The sequence below is a fragment of the Muricoccus harenae genome (genome assembly GCF_009848505.1).
Classification (GTDB): Bacteria; Pseudomonadota; Alphaproteobacteria; order Acetobacterales; family Acetobacteraceae; genus Roseomonas; species Roseomonas harenae.
In genome coordinates, this window is the sequence record NZ_WWDL01000016.1 from 94,148 (window position 1) to 110,017 (window position 15,870).

The window sequence follows — 15,870 nt, forward strand, 5'->3', positions numbered from 1 at the left end:
ACCCCCGCCAGGGCGGCGACGCCAAACCGTCCCACTTGCGGCAGTCCATCAGGCCGTTCCGTTGGGCGCCCCGGCCGCCGTCCCGGAGGAGGCGGGGACGGCGCGCATGAGGAGCCAATGTCAGGCTCAGTCCTTGGCGCCACGTCCCGGGCGGCGTGAGCGCGGGCGGGTGCCGAGGCCGATCTTCTTGGCGAGGGAGGAGCGATGCTCGGCGTAGTTCGGGGCGACCATGGGGTAGTCGGGCGGAAGGCCCCAGCGCTCCCGATACTGCTCCGGCGTCATGTTGTAGGCGGTCTTGAGGTGGCGCTTCAGCATCTTCAGCTTCTTGCCGTCCTCAAGGCAGATCAGATACTCGGGCGTCACGCTCTTCTTCACGGGAACGGCGGGCTCGGGCCGGGCCGGCGGGGCGATCTCCACGGGGCGGCCGAGGCCGGCCAGCGTGCGGTGAACGCTCTCGATCAGGCTGGACAACTCGTTCAGCGGAACTGGATTGTTCGAGACATGGGCTGCCACGATCTGCGCTGTCAGCCCCAGCACGCTCCCTTCGGAATTTTCCCGAAGGGTGGTCCCGCTATCCGGCATCCCGGTCTCCTCAGTGGCGCGCTACGAATATTTGGGGTCTTGTGGAGTCCCCGATTCGCGCATCATTTACATGTTTTGGCGGGTAGATGACAGTGAAGAATGAGGTGGATGATGGAATGCGCAAAGAACAGACGCCCCTCCAGGATTCCGACATGACAGGCGGGACTTGCCATTCTGGAATGGCGAATGAGACGTCGCGTCTCGACATCACCCGCGAAACCTGCCCGATGACTTTCGTGCGCACCCGCCTGGCCCTGGACCGGATGGCGCCGGGCGAGGTGCTGCGCGTGCTCCTGAAGGGCGACGAGCCGCGCCGGAACGTGCCGCGCACCGCCACCGAGCAGGGCCATGCGGTGCTGGGCACCGAGGAAGGAGCGGACGGAACCGTCAGCCTGTGGATCCGGAAGGCGGGGTGATCCGCAGCACCAGCGCGTCGGAGCCGTCCGCGTAGTAGCGGCGGCGGCGGCCGACCTCCTCCGCGCCGGCACGGGCATAGAGCGCGCGGGCCGGGGCATTCACCTCCGACACCTCGAGGAAGAGGCAGGCGGCGCCACGATCCGCCACTGCATCCAGGGTAGCCGAGAGAAGCCGCGCGCCGAGGCCGAGCCGCCGAGCCGCGGGATCCACGGCGAGGGTCAGGATTTCCGCCTCCCCGGCCACGGCACGAGCGAGCACGAAGCCATCGGGCGCACCGGCCAGGAGGCCGAAGCCGCCTTCCAACCCCAACATCGCGCGGATCGCCGTCTCTCCCCAGCATTCGTCGGGCGGGAAGGCGCGGGCATGCAGCGCGGCCAGGGCCGGGACGTCAGCGGGAGCGGCGGGGCGGATCGGTTTGGCCGGGGCGCCGCTCATGCGCCGGCGGCGCGGAGCGCAAGCGGCTCGGCATATAGAGGCGCCGCCTCGCGCGCCGTGCCGGCAGCCAGGGCGCGGGATGCGGCGGCGGCGAGCGCGCCGGCTTCGGGCAGGCGGCAATCCGAGAGCAGCGCATCCGCCCCGCGCGCCCGGAGCCGCGCGGCGGCCAGCGGTGCGGCATCGCCCACCAGCACGACTGGGCTGGGCGGCAGGGGGAGGGAGGTTTCGTCGAGCAGGACCGGCGCCTCGCCAACGCGTTCCAGGACAAGTCCGCCGCGTCCAGCGGTGGTGACGGACCAGGCGGCCCGACCCTCCGATTGCCAGCGGGGCAGGGCGGCAGCCAGGGCCTCACCGGTGGTCACGCCCAGGCAGGGCACGCCCCATCCGTCGGCGAGGCCGCGCGCCAGGGCGATCGCGGCCCGCAGGCCGGTGAAACCGCCCGGCCCCACCCCCACGGCGACCGCATCCGGCACGGCGGGGCCGGCCCCGGACAGGACCTCTGCGACGAGCGCGGGCAGGGCGGCAGGCTGGCCGCGCGCGGCGTCGCGCCGGGCTTCGGCGCGCACGGCATCATCCACCCAGAGTGCCGCCGAGGCGCGCGCGAGGGCGCCATCCAGAGCCAGCAGCCGCATGTGTCCCTTTCTATCCGGCCCCATTCGGCCGGGCGCGATGCCAGGGCCGTTCCGGACCGTGTGCTGATGGATGACCCTGCGCCGGGTCCATCCCGTGCGGCCGGTGCGTGCGGCCGGGCGGGCCCGTGCGGTATGGCCCAATCATGCCTTGCTCGACAATCGGGTGGCCGGACCTGAGGGGACGGTGCCGCGCGAGGCGACCGCCTGGAGATGATCTCATTGCGATATCGTGATGTATTTGCACCCTGTCCGGCCAAGCTTCGGCCGGATTCTCGCGCTACATATCAATCCGGCGGCAGTCGGATCGAAGTGCCAGCCGGATGAGTCCGAAACGTCCTCGGTCTCGACGCGGAGATTGCCTGCAAGTTGCGCCACTTCGACCACCCGGATGCCGGCCGTCCCTCCGCCCCGCCCTGGCCCGGCCCGCCTGCCTGCCCTAACCTCCCGTCCTTTCCTCCCGGTGGTGGAGCGGAGGCATTCCTGCCTTCGTGGCCGTCCTGGCGCCTTCTGAGACCCTGCCCATGCGTATGATCGTCACCGGCGGCGCCGGCTTCATCGGTTCGGCGCTCGTCCGCCACCTCGTCCTTGATCTCGGGCATGAGGTGCTGGTGATCGACAAGCTCACTTATGCCGGGGACCGGCGCACCATCTCGGACTGTGAGGGGCGTCCGGGCTTCTCCTTCCTGCAGGCCGATATCTGCGACGCCGAGGCCATGCGTTCGGCCTTCGCGGATTATGCGCCAGATGTGGTGATGCATCTGGCGGCCGAAAGCCATGTGGATCGCTCCATCGCCTCGGCTGCCCCCTTCATCCAGACCAATGTGATGGGCACCTTCGCGCTGCTGGAGGCCGCCCGTGCCCTGATGGCGGATTACGGCGCGCCGCGTCGTGCGGCTTTCCGCTTCCTCCATGTCTCGACGGACGAGGTCTTCGGCTCGCTCGGCCCCACCGGCGCCTTCACCGAGACGACCCCCTATGACCCGCGCTCGCCCTATTCGGCCAGCAAGGCGGGCTCCGACCACCTGGCGCGCGCCTGGCACGAGACCTACGGGCTGCCGACCATCATCACCAATTGCTCCAACAACTATGGGCCCTACCACTTCCCCGAGAAGCTGATCCCGTTGGTTACCCTCAATGCGCTGGAGGGCAAGCCGCTCCCCGTCTATGGCGATGGCGGCAATGTCCGGGACTGGCTCTTTGTCGAGGACCATGTGCGCGCGCTGGTCGCGGCCGTCACGCGCGGGCGGGTGGGCGAGACCTACAATATCGGTGGCCGTGCCGAGCGCACCAACCTTCAGGTGGTGGGTGCCATCTGCGATACGTTGGACCGCCTGCGCCCCGCCTCCCGCCCGCGCCGCGAGCTGATCACCTTCGTGAGGGATCGGCCGGGCCATGACCGGCGCTATGCCATTGACCCGGCCAAGGCCGAGCGGGAGCTGGGCTGGCGCGCGAGCGTGACCTTCGAGGAGGGCATCGCACGCACCGTGGCCTGGTACCTGGAGAACGAGGCCTGGTGGCGCCCGCTGCGCGACAAGGTTTATGGCGGGCAGCGCCTGGGGCTGCTGCCGGCCGATACGGGCGCCGCCTGATGCGCCTTTCCGCCGCCCCGACCGACAGATGGAACATCGCACCATGAAGGGCATCATCCTGGCAGGGGGCAGCGGCACGCGGCTCTATCCCGCTACGATCGCCGTCTCGAAGCAACTGCTGCCGGTCTTCGACAAGCCGATGATCTACTACCCGCTCTCGGTGCTGATGCTGGCTGGCATCCGGGAGATCCTGGTGATCTCCACCCCGCATGACCTGCCGCTGTTCCGGCGCCTGCTCGGCACCGGGGAGCAATGGGGCATCCGCCTCTCCTATGTGGAGCAGGAGCGGCCGGATGGGCTGGCCCAGGCCTTCATCCTGGGTGAGGAGTTCCTCGGCGGCTCGCCCTCCGCCCTCGTGCTGGGGGACAACATCTTCCATGGCTACGAGTTGGACGAACGGCTGGGAGAGGCGATGGTGGAGGGGCCCGGCGCCTCGGTCTTCGCCTACCGCGTCGCCGATCCGCACCGCTATGGCGTGGTGGAGTTCGATGAGACCTACCGCGTGCTCTCCCTTGAGGAGAAGCCGAAGGCGCCGCGCTCCGACTGGGCCGTGACTGGCCTGTACTTCTACGACGAACGTGCCCCCGCCATGGCACGCTCCGTGAAGCCGTCGCCGCGTGGGGAACTGGAGATCACTGACCTCAACCGCCTCTACATGGAGGAGGGATCACTGCGGGTGATCCGCCTGGGCCGCGGCTATGCCTGGCTGGATACGGGCACGCACGATAGTCTGCTGGAGGCGGGCGAGTATGTGCGCGCCATCGAGAAGCGCACCGGCATGAAGGTGGCGGCGCCGGAGGAGGTGGCCTGGCGCCGCGGCTTCATCGATGACGACGCCTTGCGGGCGCTGGCCGCGAAACAACGCAACAGTGGCTACGGCGTGTATCTCGAAGGCCTGCTCGGGTCGGGGCGATTCTAGGATCGGCGGCGCACGCGGTTCGGCCGCGGGACGCCGCCGCGCCGGCACCGCGCCGAAGCGGGCCCGCGTCCGGGCGCGGGAAGACCAGCATTCCGCTACGCGGGCGGACCGGCAGGGGTTGCCGCGTCAGCGCGCCAGCGGATCGGGGCCTGCGCTTGGCTCCGCCTCGGGCCAGAGCGGCCAGTCGATGGCGTGTTCGAACAGGACGAAGAGAAGTACCAGGCCAAGCGCCAGCAGCGACAGGGTCAGGTCGAGGCTCGGGTGGGGTGCGCGCCACCAGTGGGAAAGGGAGTCCATCAAGGCCTCCGGAGTTGATCGGCAGAGGAACCGGCCGGATCCGCGCGCCAAAGCCCTGATCGGCGGCGGGGCCGTCCGGAGGCGCAGCGTAGCACCTGGCTTGGCGGGGCCGCCACGATGCCCGGTGCCGCGCGCCCGGCTGGATGCAAGCTGTCCCGACTTCGTGAACGTCCGCCCGGGCCATTCTCCCTACTCAGGCACGCTCGCGTCATGCGAGCCCTCTTCCCCGGCGCTGCCGCAGCAAGGATACTGAGAGGACGCAGTTTCGAGGCAGGTGTGAGCGAAAACCTTTACGAATTCACCGGCCAGGAACTGGACGCGTTTGGTAAGAAGCTCGCCGCCGAGCGCGAGGCGCTGCTGCGCGCCGCGCAGGCCCTGCTGAAAGACCTTTGCAGCGCACGTTTCCAGGCAGAGCCTGGCGCCTATATCGCCTCGCAGACCCGCTTCGACGCGAAGGCGGCCTATCTCCTGATCGGTTGTCCGATGCATGGCCAGACTGTGGTCCTGGAACTGGTCATCGAGCGCGCCGAGGGGGATCCGCCCGCCCACCTGCCCGCCGTCCTACGGACCTCGTTGCATGGTGAGGTCGGGACGAGGATCCTGGATGTCCCGGTCACGCCCGAGCTGCGGGCGGCCGCCGACGCGCTGATGGGCCGTGCCACGCTGGAGGGACAGGTGCGGCAGGAGCGGGACGGGAAAGCGCTCGCCCTTTGGGCCACGCTGGTCTCGTTGGCCCAGTCCTCCTGGAGCCGGGATCACGCGGATAAGCTCTCGCTGCAGCTCAGCGGCACGGAGCACGGCATCGACGAGATCACATATCGCTTCCGCTTCGACAGCCAGTCGGAGGATCCGCTGGGTGGGTCGGGGGTGATCACCTGCGCAATGGGCTCGGCCGAGCATCCCAATCGCGTCGAAATCCGTATCGACCTGTCGACGGATGCAGGAGAGGAAGTGTTCTCCGAGGTTTCGACCAAGGGTCTTACCGACAGGATCGGCCTGCTGTTCGGCGACACCAGGGTGCTGGAGCGACGCCGGGAGGCCATCAGGCTCGGCGCCGATCCGGTCTATGCCAGCACCGCCCTGCGCGAAGCGGCATGGCAGGCGCCTCCGGGCTGACTGGCAGCGCATGCTGGCTCGGGCTTGAGACGAATCAAGCCGGGGCTGATGCGATCCCGGTCAGGAACTTTTCCGAATAGATCTCGCGGGCGCGGTCCATATGGGTGACTGCGACGGCTTCCAGCGTCTTGCGGTCGCAGCATCGGAGCGCCGTGACCATGGCGGCGTGCTCCTCGCAGGCCTGGGCCAGGGCAGCCTGGTCCGCGGTGCCATAGGCGCGGGCAGGAAAGCTGAGCCAGTCATGCAAGCGGATCGATTCCGCCAGGTAGGGATTGTCGCACAGTCCGAAGAGCGTGCGGTGGAAGGCCATATTGGTGCGATGGATCCGGATGAGGTCGCCGCTTCGCGCCGCGACCGCATGCGTGTCCAGCGCGGCCTCCACGGCGGCCAGCCGGGGCTGCGGTACCGGGAGCGGCATGGCCTGCACGGCGGCGCGGTGCAGCACGCGGCGCATGGCGTAGAGATCCGTGAGATCCTCGGCGCCGAAGCGGCGCAGCTCGGCGCCTCGGTGGCGCGGCTTCACCACCACCCCCAGCCGCTGCAGCTCCAGCAGCGCCGCGCGCACCACATGCCGCTTGGCGCCGTAATCCTCCATCAGATGGTCTTCGATCAGCCGGGTGCGCGGAAGAATCCGGCTGCGGATGATGTCGGTCTCGATCGCCGCGATCACCGCCGCAACCTGTTCCGGCAACTCGGCTTCCTGACCTGCGCGGGACGGGGCGGGATGGGGCACCGGCGGGGCTCCTATCTGGCGGCACGTTATTGATAACATTATCGGCCCTATTGGCGCCAACGACCTTCTTTGCAGTTCGCCGGCAAGCGCGCAGACCAGTCCCAGGAAAGAATGGGGAAACGTCGCATGGATGCGTTGCGGCTTGGCGCGCCGGGAGAAGAGCAGGCACCGGCCGACCGTGCCGTAACCCGCCGGGAAGTAGCCCCCGGCCCTGCAGCGCTGGTGCGGTAAAGGCCATGGCACGCAAGCCAGCCGCGGCCGTCCGCATCGAAGGTGGGCGCTTCATGGTTGTTGGCGGCGCGAGCCTCGTCGGCTCCGCGACGGCCGGGGAGCTGCTCTCCCGCGGGGCGGCCGAGGTGCGTCTCCTGGATAACTTTTCCTTCGGATCGGACGAGGCCATCGCGCATCTCCGTGACGATCCGCGCGTGAAGGTCGTCCAGGGCGATGTGCTGAAGCTGCACCAGCTCCTGCCCGCGACGGAGGGGCTGGACGGGGTGATCCACCTCGCCGCCTTCATGACGCTTTCGATGGACCGCGACCCCTGGTCCGGACTCGACGTCAATATACGTGGTGTCCAGAACATTCTGGAGGCCTGCCGCGCCAACGGTCTGCGCAAGCTGGTCTTCGCCTCCTCCAATGCTGTTTATGGCTATGGGCCCGGGGTGAAGGGGGCGTTGGTTGAGGACACGCCCTTCCATGCGGCCGGCGCGCCTCCGGCAGCCATCCTCTACGGCGCCAGCAAGATCATCGGCGAGCAGCTCTGCCGCGACGCCCATCGCAGGCATGGGCAGGACTATGTCGTCCTGCGCTACTCCACCGTCTATGGCGAGCGCCAGCACTACCGCGCCGCCAACGCGCTCTACATCGTGGAGACGCATGATGCCATCCGGCGCGGCGAGCGGCCGAAGGTGATTGGCGACGGATCCGAGACGAAGCATTTCGTCTATGTCGGCGACCTGGCGCGCGCGAATTGCATGGCGCTGGAGGCTGCCGCCACGGATGTGGCGGTGAACACTTCCGGGCCCGAGCCGGTCACGACCCTGGAGCTGGTGAAGCTGGTGGCGGAGCTTTCCGGCCGGCCTGACCTGCAGCCGGAGCTGGTGCCGCCTGATCCGGGCAAGGTGCGGCTGACTTCAGGCGGTGCCTTCCACATCGACCATGCGGCCGCGAAGGATGCCATCGGCTGGTCGCCCGAGGTGGGCATGCGCGAAGGGCTGCGGCGCCTGCTGGCCTGGCGGGAGGGGGCGCCGCACCAGGCCGCGGAATAGGAGGGAAGCATTCGCTCGCGGCATCGCGTGCGGCAACAAGAACAAGGGAAGCGTCATGGAGAGAATTCAGCGTCGCTCACTCGGTCTTCTGGCCGGCGCGTCCATCCTCGCAGCCCCGGGCCTGGCCTGGGCGCAGCGCGACTATCCGCGCCGCGCGGTGCGCATGATCGTGCCCTATCCGGCTGGCGGGGCCACGGATGTCATCGCGCGACTGATCACCGAGAAGCTCACGGCGAAATGGGGCCAGCCTGTTGTGGTGGAGAATCGGGCCGGCGCCGGAACCACGGTGGCCAGCGAAGTTGTCGCGCGCTCGGAGCCAGATGGCTACACGCTCTATGAGACGACCTCGGCCCATACGATCAGCGCGAGCCTTTACAGCAAACTCTCCTACGACCCGATCAGGGACTTCAGCGCCATCACCCTGACGGCCACGGTGCCACTGGTGCTGGTGGTGCCGAAGGCGGTTCCCGTTGCTGACCTGCAAGGTTTCACCGCCTGGGCGAAGGCGCAGCCACGCGGCATTGCCGTGGGCTCCACAGGCAACGGCACCGCACAGCACCTTACCTCCGAGTTGTTCAAGGGCCGGACGGGCATCACCTGGGAGCATGTTCCCTATCGCGGCGATGCACCGCTGATCACTGACTTGCTGGGTGGGCGGGTGCAGGCCTCCTTTGCGACCCTTTCGGCCGTGTTGCCGCATATCAGGGCAGGGGATCTGAAGGCGGTTGCGATCGCCCATGGCAAGCAGGTTGGGGCATTGCCGGGGGTGCCGACCTTCGCCGAGGCTGGCCTTCCGGATTTCGAGGCCGCGACCTGGTTCGGCACCTTCGCCCCGGCCCGCCTGCCGGAGGCGCTGCGGGAGCGGATCTACCGCGACATCTCCGTTATCGTCGCCGAACCCGCCATGACGCAGAAGCTGAACGAGATGGGCGCCGAGGTGAACAACCTCGCCCCGGCGGAGTTCGATGCCTTCATCAAGCGGGAAGCGGCGCGCTGGGCCGAGGCCGTCCGCATGTCCGGCGCAAGCGTCGACTGAGAAGTGGGAGCATGTGGGGTGCTGCCACGGAGGCCTGCTAAAGAGATGAGGTCCGGACGCGCAGGTCATGGAGCGCGTCCGGGGCCTGATCGGTAACTGGAGGAAACGGTGGACACACACGGAATGGACATGGCGCCAGCGGATACGGATGGCTGGCCAGGCGCACTCTTCGACCTTCTGAAGGCGCATGACATCCGCCAGGTCGCCTTCGTGCCGGATGCGGGGCACTCCCACCTGATCCGGCGCTGCATCGCCGATCCGGCGATCAAGGCGATCTCGCTGACCACCGAGGAGGAAGGCATCGGTCTGATGCTGGGGGCATGGCTCGGCGGCGAGCGGAGCGTGCTGCTGATGCAAAGCTCGGGCGTCGGCAACTGCATTAACATGCTGTCACTGGGCATCCTGCACCGCACGCCGATGCCGATGATCGTCACGATGCGGGGCGATTTCGGCGAGTTCAATCCGGCCCAGGTGCCAATGGGCAATGCAACGCAGACAGTGCTTGAGGCGATGGGCACGCTGGTGCGGCGCGCGGACCACGCATCCGATGTCGTGCCCACGGTGGATGCCACGCTGCGCATGGCCTTCAATACCTTTCGGCCGACCGCGACGCTGATCGGCCAGCGCGTCCTCGGCGCCAAGACCTTCGGAAAGGACTGAGCCATGGCGATGAAATCCTCCGGCACGCTCCGCCGGCGCGAGGTGGTGTCCACCCTTCTGTCGGACCGTGGCGAGCTTCTGGTGATCGCGGGGCTGGGCGCACCCGCCTGGGATATCACCGCCATCGGCGATCATCCGCGCAACCTGCCACTCTGGGGAGGCATGGGTTCGGCGGCCTCCATCGGCCTTGGCCTCGCGCTGGCACAGCCGAGCAAGCCGGTGCTGGTCATCACCGGCGATGGCGAGATGTTGATGGGCATTGGCTCCCTTGCGACCATCGCCGTCGCCAAGCCCGCGAACCTCTCCATTGTCGTGCTCGACAACGAGCATTACGGCGAGACGGGGATGCAGCAGACCCATACCGGATTCGGCGTGGACCTGGCCGCGATGGCGCGCGGCGCCGGCATCCCCCGCGTCTCCACGGTCCGTACCGAGAATGAGGTCGCTCCGCTCCGGGCCGCGATCCATGAGGGCTCTGGCCCGCTCTTCGCCCAGGTCAAGATTGACGCAGAATCGCTGAAGCTGGTCTTGCCGCCACGCGAGGGGGCGTTGCTGCAGGCGCGAATGCGCGAATCTCTGCTCGGAGCGGAGGCGCATCTCGTCTGAGGCGACGGAGTGACGGGCGGCGGCCGGAAAAGAGCCGCCGCCCAACAGGAAACGGGAGGACCAGATCATGCAGCGTCGTCTTCTGCTCTCGGTTGCCGCCGGCCTGCCCTTGGCGGGAAGGGCCCTGGCAGCGCCTTCCGCCTGGGCGCCCACGCGACCCATCCGCCTCATCGTTCCCTTCGGCGCTGGCGGCAGCACGGATGTTACCGCCCGGCTGATCGCGGATGCGCTGGGCCCGCGCCTCGGCCAGCCCGTGGTGGTGGAGAACCGGGCCGGGGCTGGCGGCAATATCGGCAGCGAGGCCGTGGCGAGGGCCGAGCCCGATGGCTACACCCTGCTCCTCACCACCAGCACCACCCATGCCACTAATCCGGCGCTGTACGGCCGCCTGCCCTTCGACGTGCAGCGGGACTTCGCGCCGATCACCCTCACGGCCTTCATCCCGAACGTGCTCGTGGTGCCGGCTTCCAAGGGCATCGGCAATGTGCGCGAGCTGATCGCCGCCGCGCGCCGCAGGCCGGGCGAGATGAACTATGGCAGTGCGGGCGCCGGGTCCTCGCAGCACCTTGCCGCCGCGCTCTTCGCCGCACGTGCCGAGCTGCTGATGACGCATGTACCCTATCGCGGCGGCGCGCAGGCCGTGACCGACCTTCTCGGCGGAAAGCTGGATCTGCTGTTCAGCCCGCTGGTGGAGGTGCTGGAACATGTGCGAGCAGACCGGCTGACCGCCCTTGCCATCACCACCAAGGAGCGCTCCCCGCTGCTGCCGGACGTGCCGCCCCTCGGCGAGATGCTGCCTGCCTATGAGGTGCGGCTCTGGAACGGCCTGCTGGCGCCGGCAGGAACGCCGCCGGCCGCGATCGAGCGCATTGCGCATGAGACCAACGAGGCATTGCGGACACCGCAGCTGCGCGAGAAGCTGGCATTGCAGGGCAGCACGCCGGCCGGTGGCACACCAGGGGAGTTCGCCGGGTTCATCAGGGACGAGCTGCCGAAATGGGCGGAGCTGGTGCGGATATCCGGCGCCCGGATCGAGTGATCCGGACCCCTGCCGCGGCCCGGTGTGTGGAATGATCGCCGCTGCCAGTCTGCACGGGCGTGGCATCGATGGAGGAGCGTGAGTGATGGCCGAAGCTGCGATGTTCCGGATGAGCCTTGAGGCTTCTGGTGCGCTTGCCCTGCCGGGGGCCGTGGCATGAGCATGTCGGCCATCCGACGCGTCGGCTTCGTCGGCGTGGGGAACATGGGCTGGCCGATGGCGGCGAGCCTGCTGAAGGCGGGCTTCGAACTTGCCGTCACTGATGCGGTGCCTGGCCGCGCAGCCCAGTTCGCGCGGGAGGTCGGTGGGCGTGCCGCGGAGGGTGCGGCGGATGTGGCGCAGGGCGCCGATGCCCTCGTCACCATCCTCCCGACCAGCCGGCATGTGGAAGAGGTGATCGCGGAGCTTGGGGAGGCCTTGCCGGCCGGCGCCGTGGTCATCGAAATGTCCTCGGGCAACCCGGGCGTCACGCGCAAGCTCGCAGCCGACTTGGCCGAGCGTGGCGTCGCCATGGTGGATTGCCCTGTCTCCGGTGGCGTGCCCCGGGCACGCACGGGCGAGCTAGCCATTATGGCGGGCGGTGACGCGGCGCAGTTGGACCGCGTTGATCCGGTCCTGAAGGCGATGGGCACGACGGTGCATCGCTGCGGCGAGATCGGTGCCGGCCAGGCGATGAAGGCGCTGAACAATCTCGTCTCGGCGGGCGGCTTCCTGATTGGGATCGAGGCGCTGTTGATCGGCCAGAAATTCGGGCTGGATCCGGCGCTTATGGTTGATGTGCTGAATGCATCGACGGGCATGAACAACAGCACGCAAAAGAAGTTCCGGCAGTTCGTGCTGTCGCGGCGCTTCGATTCCGGCTTCGGGCTGGACCTGATGGTGAAGGATTTGTCCATCGCGTTGGAGGTGGGCCGGGACGCCGGGACGCCCACGCCCTTCGCCGCCCTGTGCCGCGAACTGTGGAGCAGCGCCAGCACCGTGCTGGGCCCGGGCCAGGACCACACGGCGGTGGCGCAGCTCAGCGAGCGGCTGGCAGGTGCGGCGCTTGGTGGCGGCAATAGCGGAGGCGCGGGAGGCTAGCCATGTGGGAGGCCTATGCCCTTCGATATGCCAGCCATGAGCGGACGGTGCAGGCCAATTTCCTGCATCCGCCGGATCCCCATGATGCGCCGATGCCGATGGATTTCTTCATCTGGCTTCTGCGTGATGGGGCTGGCCGCGAGATCGTGGTGGACACCGGTTTCTCGGCCGACACCGCGGACCGACGCAGCCGCCGGCTGATCCGCCCGGTGGATGAGGTGCTGCGCGGCGTGGGTACGGAGCCGGATGGCGTGAGCGATGTCATCCTGACGCATTTGCATTACGACCATGCCGGCAATCTTGGCCTGTTTCCCCGTTCGCGGCTTCACCTGCAGGATCGCGAAATGGCCTTCGCCACCGGGCGCAACATGTGCTTCGGCTGCATCCGGCAGGCCTTCGAGGTGGAGGATGTGGTCGCGATGGTGCGCGCCGTTCATGCGGATCGGGCGGTCTTCCATGACGGGGAAGGGGAGGTGGCGCCGGGAGTCACGCTCCATCGCGTGGGCGGCCATACGGATGGGCTGCAGATGGTCCGCGTGGACACCGCCCGCGGGCCCTTGGTGTTGGCCGGCGATGCCAGCCATTACTACGCGAATATGGAACGGGAGAATCCCTTCCCGATCGTTTTCGATCTGGGGGCGATGGCGCAGGGTTGGCGCACCGCGCGGCGCCTGGCCCGGGGTGACGAAAGCCTGATCATCCCGGGGCACGATCCGGAAGTGCTGCGCCGCTTCCAGCCCCTGGAGGGAAGCAATGGGGAGGTTGTCTGCCTCCACCTTCCGCTGGTCTGACGGCGTGGGGTCTGGCGGAAGCGGTGCGGTTGCATCGGACGGGCCGACAGCTTCAATCGACGCATCCTGACTCTGGAGCGCACGCGGCCAGTCCGGCCCTGAGGTGCCTCGAATCGCACCGCAAGGGAAGCCCGCTCGGCGTCGCCCCGCATCACCCGATCCACGATCGTCTGGCGGCTGATGGCTGTCGACAATGCCTGACGGACACGGAGATCCCGTAGCGGGTTTCTGCCTAGCTTCTGCCCATCGGGACCAGTGATGTGGAGCGAGACGTCATGCGCCGTGTCCAGCTTCAGATAGATCGAGAGGAGGTATGCAATCTCGGAGAAGCCGATGCCCGGAGTCGTCCGCAGTCGCGGCATGTCGTTCGGAGAAACCACATCGATCATCTGCACGTCGCCGGAGAGCAGTGCCGCCACCCGCACGCCGTCATTGGCGATGAAGCGGTAGGTCACTTGCGCCCATTCTGGCATCTCGGCCCCCGAGCTGGTCGAAGAAGTGCTCCGCTATCATGTTGTTCGGCGAAAGCGTATGGTAGTGTGGATCCAGGCTCGTCGGTGGTGCGGCAACGGCGAGGTTCTGCGATTGTCCTTGGGCCTGAGCGCGGTTACCGCTGAATGCGGCAGCGAGGGAAGGGCGAACAGCGCGCGGCGTGGCCCCCTTGTCACTGGCGACGCTCGGACTGGTTGCGGCACGGCCCTCAGGAAGCGCCAACGCTGTTCTGCTGGCTTTCTCCTGCCCGCGACCGGCTCAGGGACTTGGCTGGTGCCGTTCCTGCCTGCCTCCGGCATCGCAAGGTAGGCAACGCGGCCGATCGGCCGCCCAAATGGCGGACTGTTGGCAGCAAAGCACTCGTCCCCCGCGAGCGGAGCTGAGAATTTCGCCTGATTCAGTGAGTAACTGACCCGACAGATGCGAAGACCGCATCTTCTCACTGCGAAGCCCGCAGGTTCCTCATACAAAAGTTATAGAACGGGTTCGGAACGACAGGCAATTTTCGTTCAGGCCGGTGGCATCTTAAGCCCGAAGCAAAGGGAGTGAATAGCTGAGATGAGAATCCTTCTCACCGGCCACGGTTGTGCTCCCAACATGGGTTCCGAGCCGGGCGTGACATGGAATTGGGCCGTGAATCTGGCCAAGAACAATGATGTTTGGGTTATTACACACGAATACTTCCGGCCTGCGATCGAGAGTTACCTGGATGCTCACCCGACGCCCCGCCTCCATTTTACTTATGTTGGACGCCTCGGCCGTTGGGACATGCTTCGACTGCCCTCCCTTCGCGGCATTCGCCTGCATTATCTCTTTTGGCGACACCGTGTCCTAAAGATTGCGCGGGAGCTTGACGAGCAGCATGACTTTGACGTCATGCACCACGTCAGCTGGAATACAGTCAGCAGTCCGCCGTTACTGTGGCGCCTTAACAAGCCGTTCGTGTGGGGGCCTGTCGGCGGAGGGCAGGTGACACCAGTTGCTCTGCTGGGCGGCTATGGCCTCAAGCTGCCGTCCGAGCTTCTGCGGACCTTGCGGGTACGGCTACTGCATCTTTCACCGAGCGTTCGTAAAGCAACCTCGAAAGCTGCCGCGCTGTTCTCGGTAAATCAGGAAACGGCCAACATCCTGCGTCGCGCCGGTGCGAGCAACGCTCCGTTACTTCTTGACGTGGGCATTCCGCGCCACATCCTCGATATGCCACTCCTGGCCAGGCCCCTTGAGGGACCCTTCGTCGTGCTCTGGGCCGCCATCATCGAGCCGCGCAAAGGTCTGAGCCTGTGCCTGGAGGCCGCTCGCCTCGTGAAGGTTCCTGATGTGAAGTTCGTGATTGTCGGTGACGGGCCGCAGGCCGCGGCGGCACGTCGGCAAGCGCAGCGTTTGGGTATCGAGGACAAGATCGAGTTCAGGGGAAGGATCCCGTGGCCCGACCTTCAGATGCTGTACCGGACCGCGCATGTCTTTCTCTTCACCAGCGTCCGCGACAGCTATGGGACGGCGCCGCTGGAAGCCCTGGCCGCGGGCGCCCCGCTCATCTGCCTCGACCATCAAGGTGCTGACGTGCATCTGCCCGATGACGTGGCGGTTCGGATTCCGCTCGGAGGGCCGAGGGCAATCGCCGCAGCGACAGCGCGCGCAATCGACAATTTGGCACAGGACCGGGGCAGGCTTGCAGAGATGTCGTGCGCCAGTCGCCGCTATGCCGAGACAGAAGCTTGGGACTCCCGGGCTGCCTCCATGCAACGGCATTATGCATCCCTTGTGCGCAATGGCGGAAAGCCACTGCAGAGTAGGCCATCCGCTGCACGGTCGAGCGCTGTCCTCAGGGCTGCCATCATCGCGCCGAAAGTCTGATAGTCGGCTTTCTAGACCGTGGTTGCTGCGTTCCGCAGGAACGCCATTGGGGGGATATCCTGCCCACATGTCCGGGCGGGTGAACCGACCAGGGGCATGTGAGGCTACTTAGCCCTTGAGAAGACCGCATTCCCGGGGGAAGGATATCATTCGAGCAGATTGATGTTCTATCTCAGCTATCGCCCTGCGCTCTTCCATGGCTTTGCTATCGAATGTTGGCCCAGGCGTGCTGACGAATTTTGGCCCACCTGCCGTCCCCCAACCTACGGTCTTCCGTTTTTACCGGGGGGCTTGGCATGGACAGGAAAGCCAAGGTGGATTTGT

General features: G+C 67.2%; 17 protein-coding genes and 1 pseudogene. 12 read left to right on the plus strand and 6 right to left on the minus strand.

The window, feature by feature from the left end:
- Nucleotides 1-126: 126 nt before the first annotated feature.
- Nucleotides 127-582: a Ros/MucR family transcriptional regulator gene (locus GSE44_RS13185; RefSeq protein WP_159349290.1), complete on the minus strand. Its 456-nt coding sequence runs from the start codon at nt 580-582 to the stop codon at nt 127-129.
- A gap of 152 nt (nt 583-734) precedes the next feature.
- Between GSE44_RS13185 and GSE44_RS13190 the strand changes: the two genes are divergently transcribed.
- Nucleotides 735-998, plus strand: coding sequence for a sulfurtransferase TusA family protein (locus tag GSE44_RS13190; protein WP_235924789.1), 264 nt, complete (start codon nt 735-737; stop codon nt 996-998).
- Here GSE44_RS13190 and GSE44_RS13195 read toward each other — a convergent pair.
- Together GSE44_RS13195 and tsaB are read right to left on the minus strand one after the other, a co-directional pair.
- Nucleotides 970-1,434: a GNAT family N-acetyltransferase gene (locus tag GSE44_RS13195; protein ID WP_159349291.1), complete on the minus strand. Its 465-nt coding sequence runs from the start codon at nt 1,432-1,434 to the stop codon at nt 970-972. The genes GSE44_RS13190 and GSE44_RS13195 overlap by 29 nt on opposite strands.
- Complete coding sequence (tsaB, locus tag GSE44_RS13200; protein WP_159349292.1) at nt 1,431-2,066, minus strand: tRNA (adenosine(37)-N6)-threonylcarbamoyltransferase complex dimerization subunit type 1 TsaB; 636 nt, start codon at nt 2,064-2,066, stop codon at nt 1,431-1,433. Before tsaB ends, GSE44_RS13195 begins: the two co-directional genes overlap by 4 nt.
- A 521-nt stretch (nt 2,067-2,587) precedes the next feature.
- Between tsaB and rfbB the strand changes: the two genes are divergently transcribed.
- Entirely contained in the window at nt 2,588-3,655 is a 1,068-nt protein-coding gene (gene rfbB / locus GSE44_RS13205) for a dTDP-glucose 4,6-dehydratase (RefSeq protein WP_159349293.1), read from the plus strand.
- Between the two features lie 43 nt (nt 3,656-3,698).
- Nucleotides 3,699-4,574: a glucose-1-phosphate thymidylyltransferase RfbA gene (gene rfbA / locus GSE44_RS13210; protein ID WP_159349294.1), complete on the plus strand. Its 876-nt coding sequence runs from the start codon at nt 3,699-3,701 to the stop codon at nt 4,572-4,574.
- 126 nt (nt 4,575-4,700) lie between these two features.
- Here rfbA and GSE44_RS13215 read toward each other — a convergent pair whose 3' ends face one another.
- Nucleotides 4,701-4,871, minus strand: a complete 171-nt coding sequence (locus GSE44_RS13215) for a hypothetical protein (protein WP_159349295.1) — start codon at nt 4,869-4,871, stop codon at nt 4,701-4,703.
- Nucleotides 4,872-5,081: 210 nt separating this feature from the next.
- Between GSE44_RS13215 and GSE44_RS13220 the strand changes: the two genes are divergently transcribed.
- A complete protein-coding gene (locus GSE44_RS13220) occupies nt 5,082-5,987 on the plus strand; it encodes a hypothetical protein (protein ID WP_159349296.1) in 906 nt (301 codons plus the stop codon).
- Between the two features lie 34 nt (nt 5,988-6,021).
- On the opposite strand, the gene GSE44_RS13225 is transcribed toward GSE44_RS13220, so the two are convergent.
- Nucleotides 6,022-6,720: a GntR family transcriptional regulator gene (locus tag GSE44_RS13225; RefSeq protein ID WP_159349297.1), complete on the minus strand. Its 699-nt coding sequence runs from the start codon at nt 6,718-6,720 to the stop codon at nt 6,022-6,024.
- A 236-nt stretch (nt 6,721-6,956) separates the two neighbouring features.
- On the opposite strand from GSE44_RS13225, the gene GSE44_RS13230 reads away from it, so the two are divergent.
- The 7 genes from GSE44_RS13230 (at nt 6,957) to GSE44_RS13260 (ending at nt 13,200) form a co-directional block, all read left to right on the plus strand.
- Nucleotides 6,957-7,988, plus strand: a complete 1,032-nt coding sequence (locus tag GSE44_RS13230; protein WP_159349298.1) for an NAD-dependent epimerase/dehydratase family protein — start codon at nt 6,957-6,959, stop codon at nt 7,986-7,988.
- 55 nt (nt 7,989-8,043) lie between these two features.
- The gene (locus GSE44_RS13235) at nt 8,044-9,024 is read left to right on the plus strand and encodes a Bug family tripartite tricarboxylate transporter substrate binding protein (RefSeq protein WP_159349299.1); all 981 of its coding nucleotides are present in this window, start codon (nt 8,044-8,046) and stop codon (nt 9,022-9,024) included.
- A gap of 108 nt (nt 9,025-9,132) precedes the next feature.
- Entirely contained in the window at nt 9,133-9,684 is a 552-nt protein-coding gene (locus GSE44_RS13240) for a thiamine pyrophosphate-binding protein (RefSeq protein WP_235924790.1), read from the plus strand.
- A gap of 3 nt (nt 9,685-9,687) precedes the next feature.
- Entirely contained in the window at nt 9,688-10,290 is a 603-nt protein-coding gene (locus GSE44_RS13245) for a thiamine pyrophosphate-dependent enzyme (RefSeq protein ID WP_235924791.1), read from the plus strand.
- Between the two features lie 67 nt (nt 10,291-10,357).
- On the plus strand, nt 10,358-11,329 hold the full coding sequence (locus GSE44_RS13250) for a Bug family tripartite tricarboxylate transporter substrate binding protein (RefSeq protein WP_159349300.1): 972 nt from the start codon (nt 10,358-10,360) through the stop codon (nt 11,327-11,329).
- A gap of 156 nt (nt 11,330-11,485) precedes the next feature.
- Nucleotides 11,486-12,409: an NAD(P)-dependent oxidoreductase gene (locus GSE44_RS13255; RefSeq protein WP_201306059.1), complete on the plus strand. Its 924-nt coding sequence runs from the start codon at nt 11,486-11,488 to the stop codon at nt 12,407-12,409.
- 2 nt (nt 12,410-12,411) lie between these two features.
- Nucleotides 12,412-13,200, plus strand: a complete 789-nt coding sequence (locus GSE44_RS13260) for an N-acyl homoserine lactonase family protein (RefSeq protein WP_159349302.1) — start codon at nt 12,412-12,414, stop codon at nt 13,198-13,200.
- 131 nt (nt 13,201-13,331) lie between these two features.
- Here the strand turns inward: GSE44_RS13260 and GSE44_RS25695 are convergent.
- A pseudogene (locus GSE44_RS25695) lies at nt 13,332-13,673 on the minus strand (ABC transporter substrate-binding protein); the annotation flags it as partial.
- 652 nt (nt 13,674-14,325) lie between these two features.
- Here GSE44_RS25695 and GSE44_RS13270 point away from each other — a divergent pair.
- Complete coding sequence (locus GSE44_RS13270; protein ID WP_159349303.1) at nt 14,326-15,546, plus strand: glycosyltransferase; 1,221 nt, start codon at nt 14,326-14,328, stop codon at nt 15,544-15,546.
- Nucleotides 15,547-15,870 lie beyond the last annotated feature (324 nt).

Coding starts and splice junctions, on each gene's coding strand:
- rfbB (WP_159349293.1), top strand. CDS start 2,588: ATGCGTATGATCGTCACCGGCGGCGCCGGCTTCATCGGTTCGGCGCTC.
- GSE44_RS13220 (WP_159349296.1), top strand. CDS start 5,082: ATGCGAGCCCTCTTCCCCGGCGCTGCCGCAGCAAGGATACTGAGAGGA.
- tsaB (WP_159349292.1), bottom strand. CDS start 2,066: ATGCGGCTGCTGGCTCTGGATGGCGCCCTCGCGCGCGCCTCGGCGGCA.
- GSE44_RS13230 (WP_159349298.1), top strand. CDS start 6,957: ATGGCACGCAAGCCAGCCGCGGCCGTCCGCATCGAAGGTGGGCGCTTC.
- GSE44_RS13185 (WP_159349290.1), bottom strand. CDS start 582: ATGCCGGATAGCGGGACCACCCTTCGGGAAAATTCCGAAGGGAGCGTG.
- rfbA (WP_159349294.1), top strand. CDS start 3,699: ATGAAGGGCATCATCCTGGCAGGGGGCAGCGGCACGCGGCTCTATCCC.
- GSE44_RS13190 (WP_235924789.1), top strand. CDS start 735: ATGACAGGCGGGACTTGCCATTCTGGAATGGCGAATGAGACGTCGCGT.
- GSE44_RS13245 (WP_235924791.1), top strand. CDS start 9,688: ATGGCGATGAAATCCTCCGGCACGCTCCGCCGGCGCGAGGTGGTGTCC.
- GSE44_RS13250 (WP_159349300.1), top strand. CDS start 10,358: ATGCAGCGTCGTCTTCTGCTCTCGGTTGCCGCCGGCCTGCCCTTGGCG.
- GSE44_RS13195 (WP_159349291.1), bottom strand. CDS start 1,434: ATGAGCGGCGCCCCGGCCAAACCGATCCGCCCCGCCGCTCCCGCTGAC.
- GSE44_RS13215 (WP_159349295.1), bottom strand. CDS start 4,871: ATGGACTCCCTTTCCCACTGGTGGCGCGCACCCCACCCGAGCCTCGAC.
- GSE44_RS13235 (WP_159349299.1), top strand. CDS start 8,044: ATGGAGAGAATTCAGCGTCGCTCACTCGGTCTTCTGGCCGGCGCGTCC.
- GSE44_RS13255 (WP_201306059.1), top strand. CDS start 11,486: ATGAGCATGTCGGCCATCCGACGCGTCGGCTTCGTCGGCGTGGGGAAC.
- GSE44_RS13260 (WP_159349302.1), top strand. CDS start 12,412: ATGTGGGAGGCCTATGCCCTTCGATATGCCAGCCATGAGCGGACGGTG.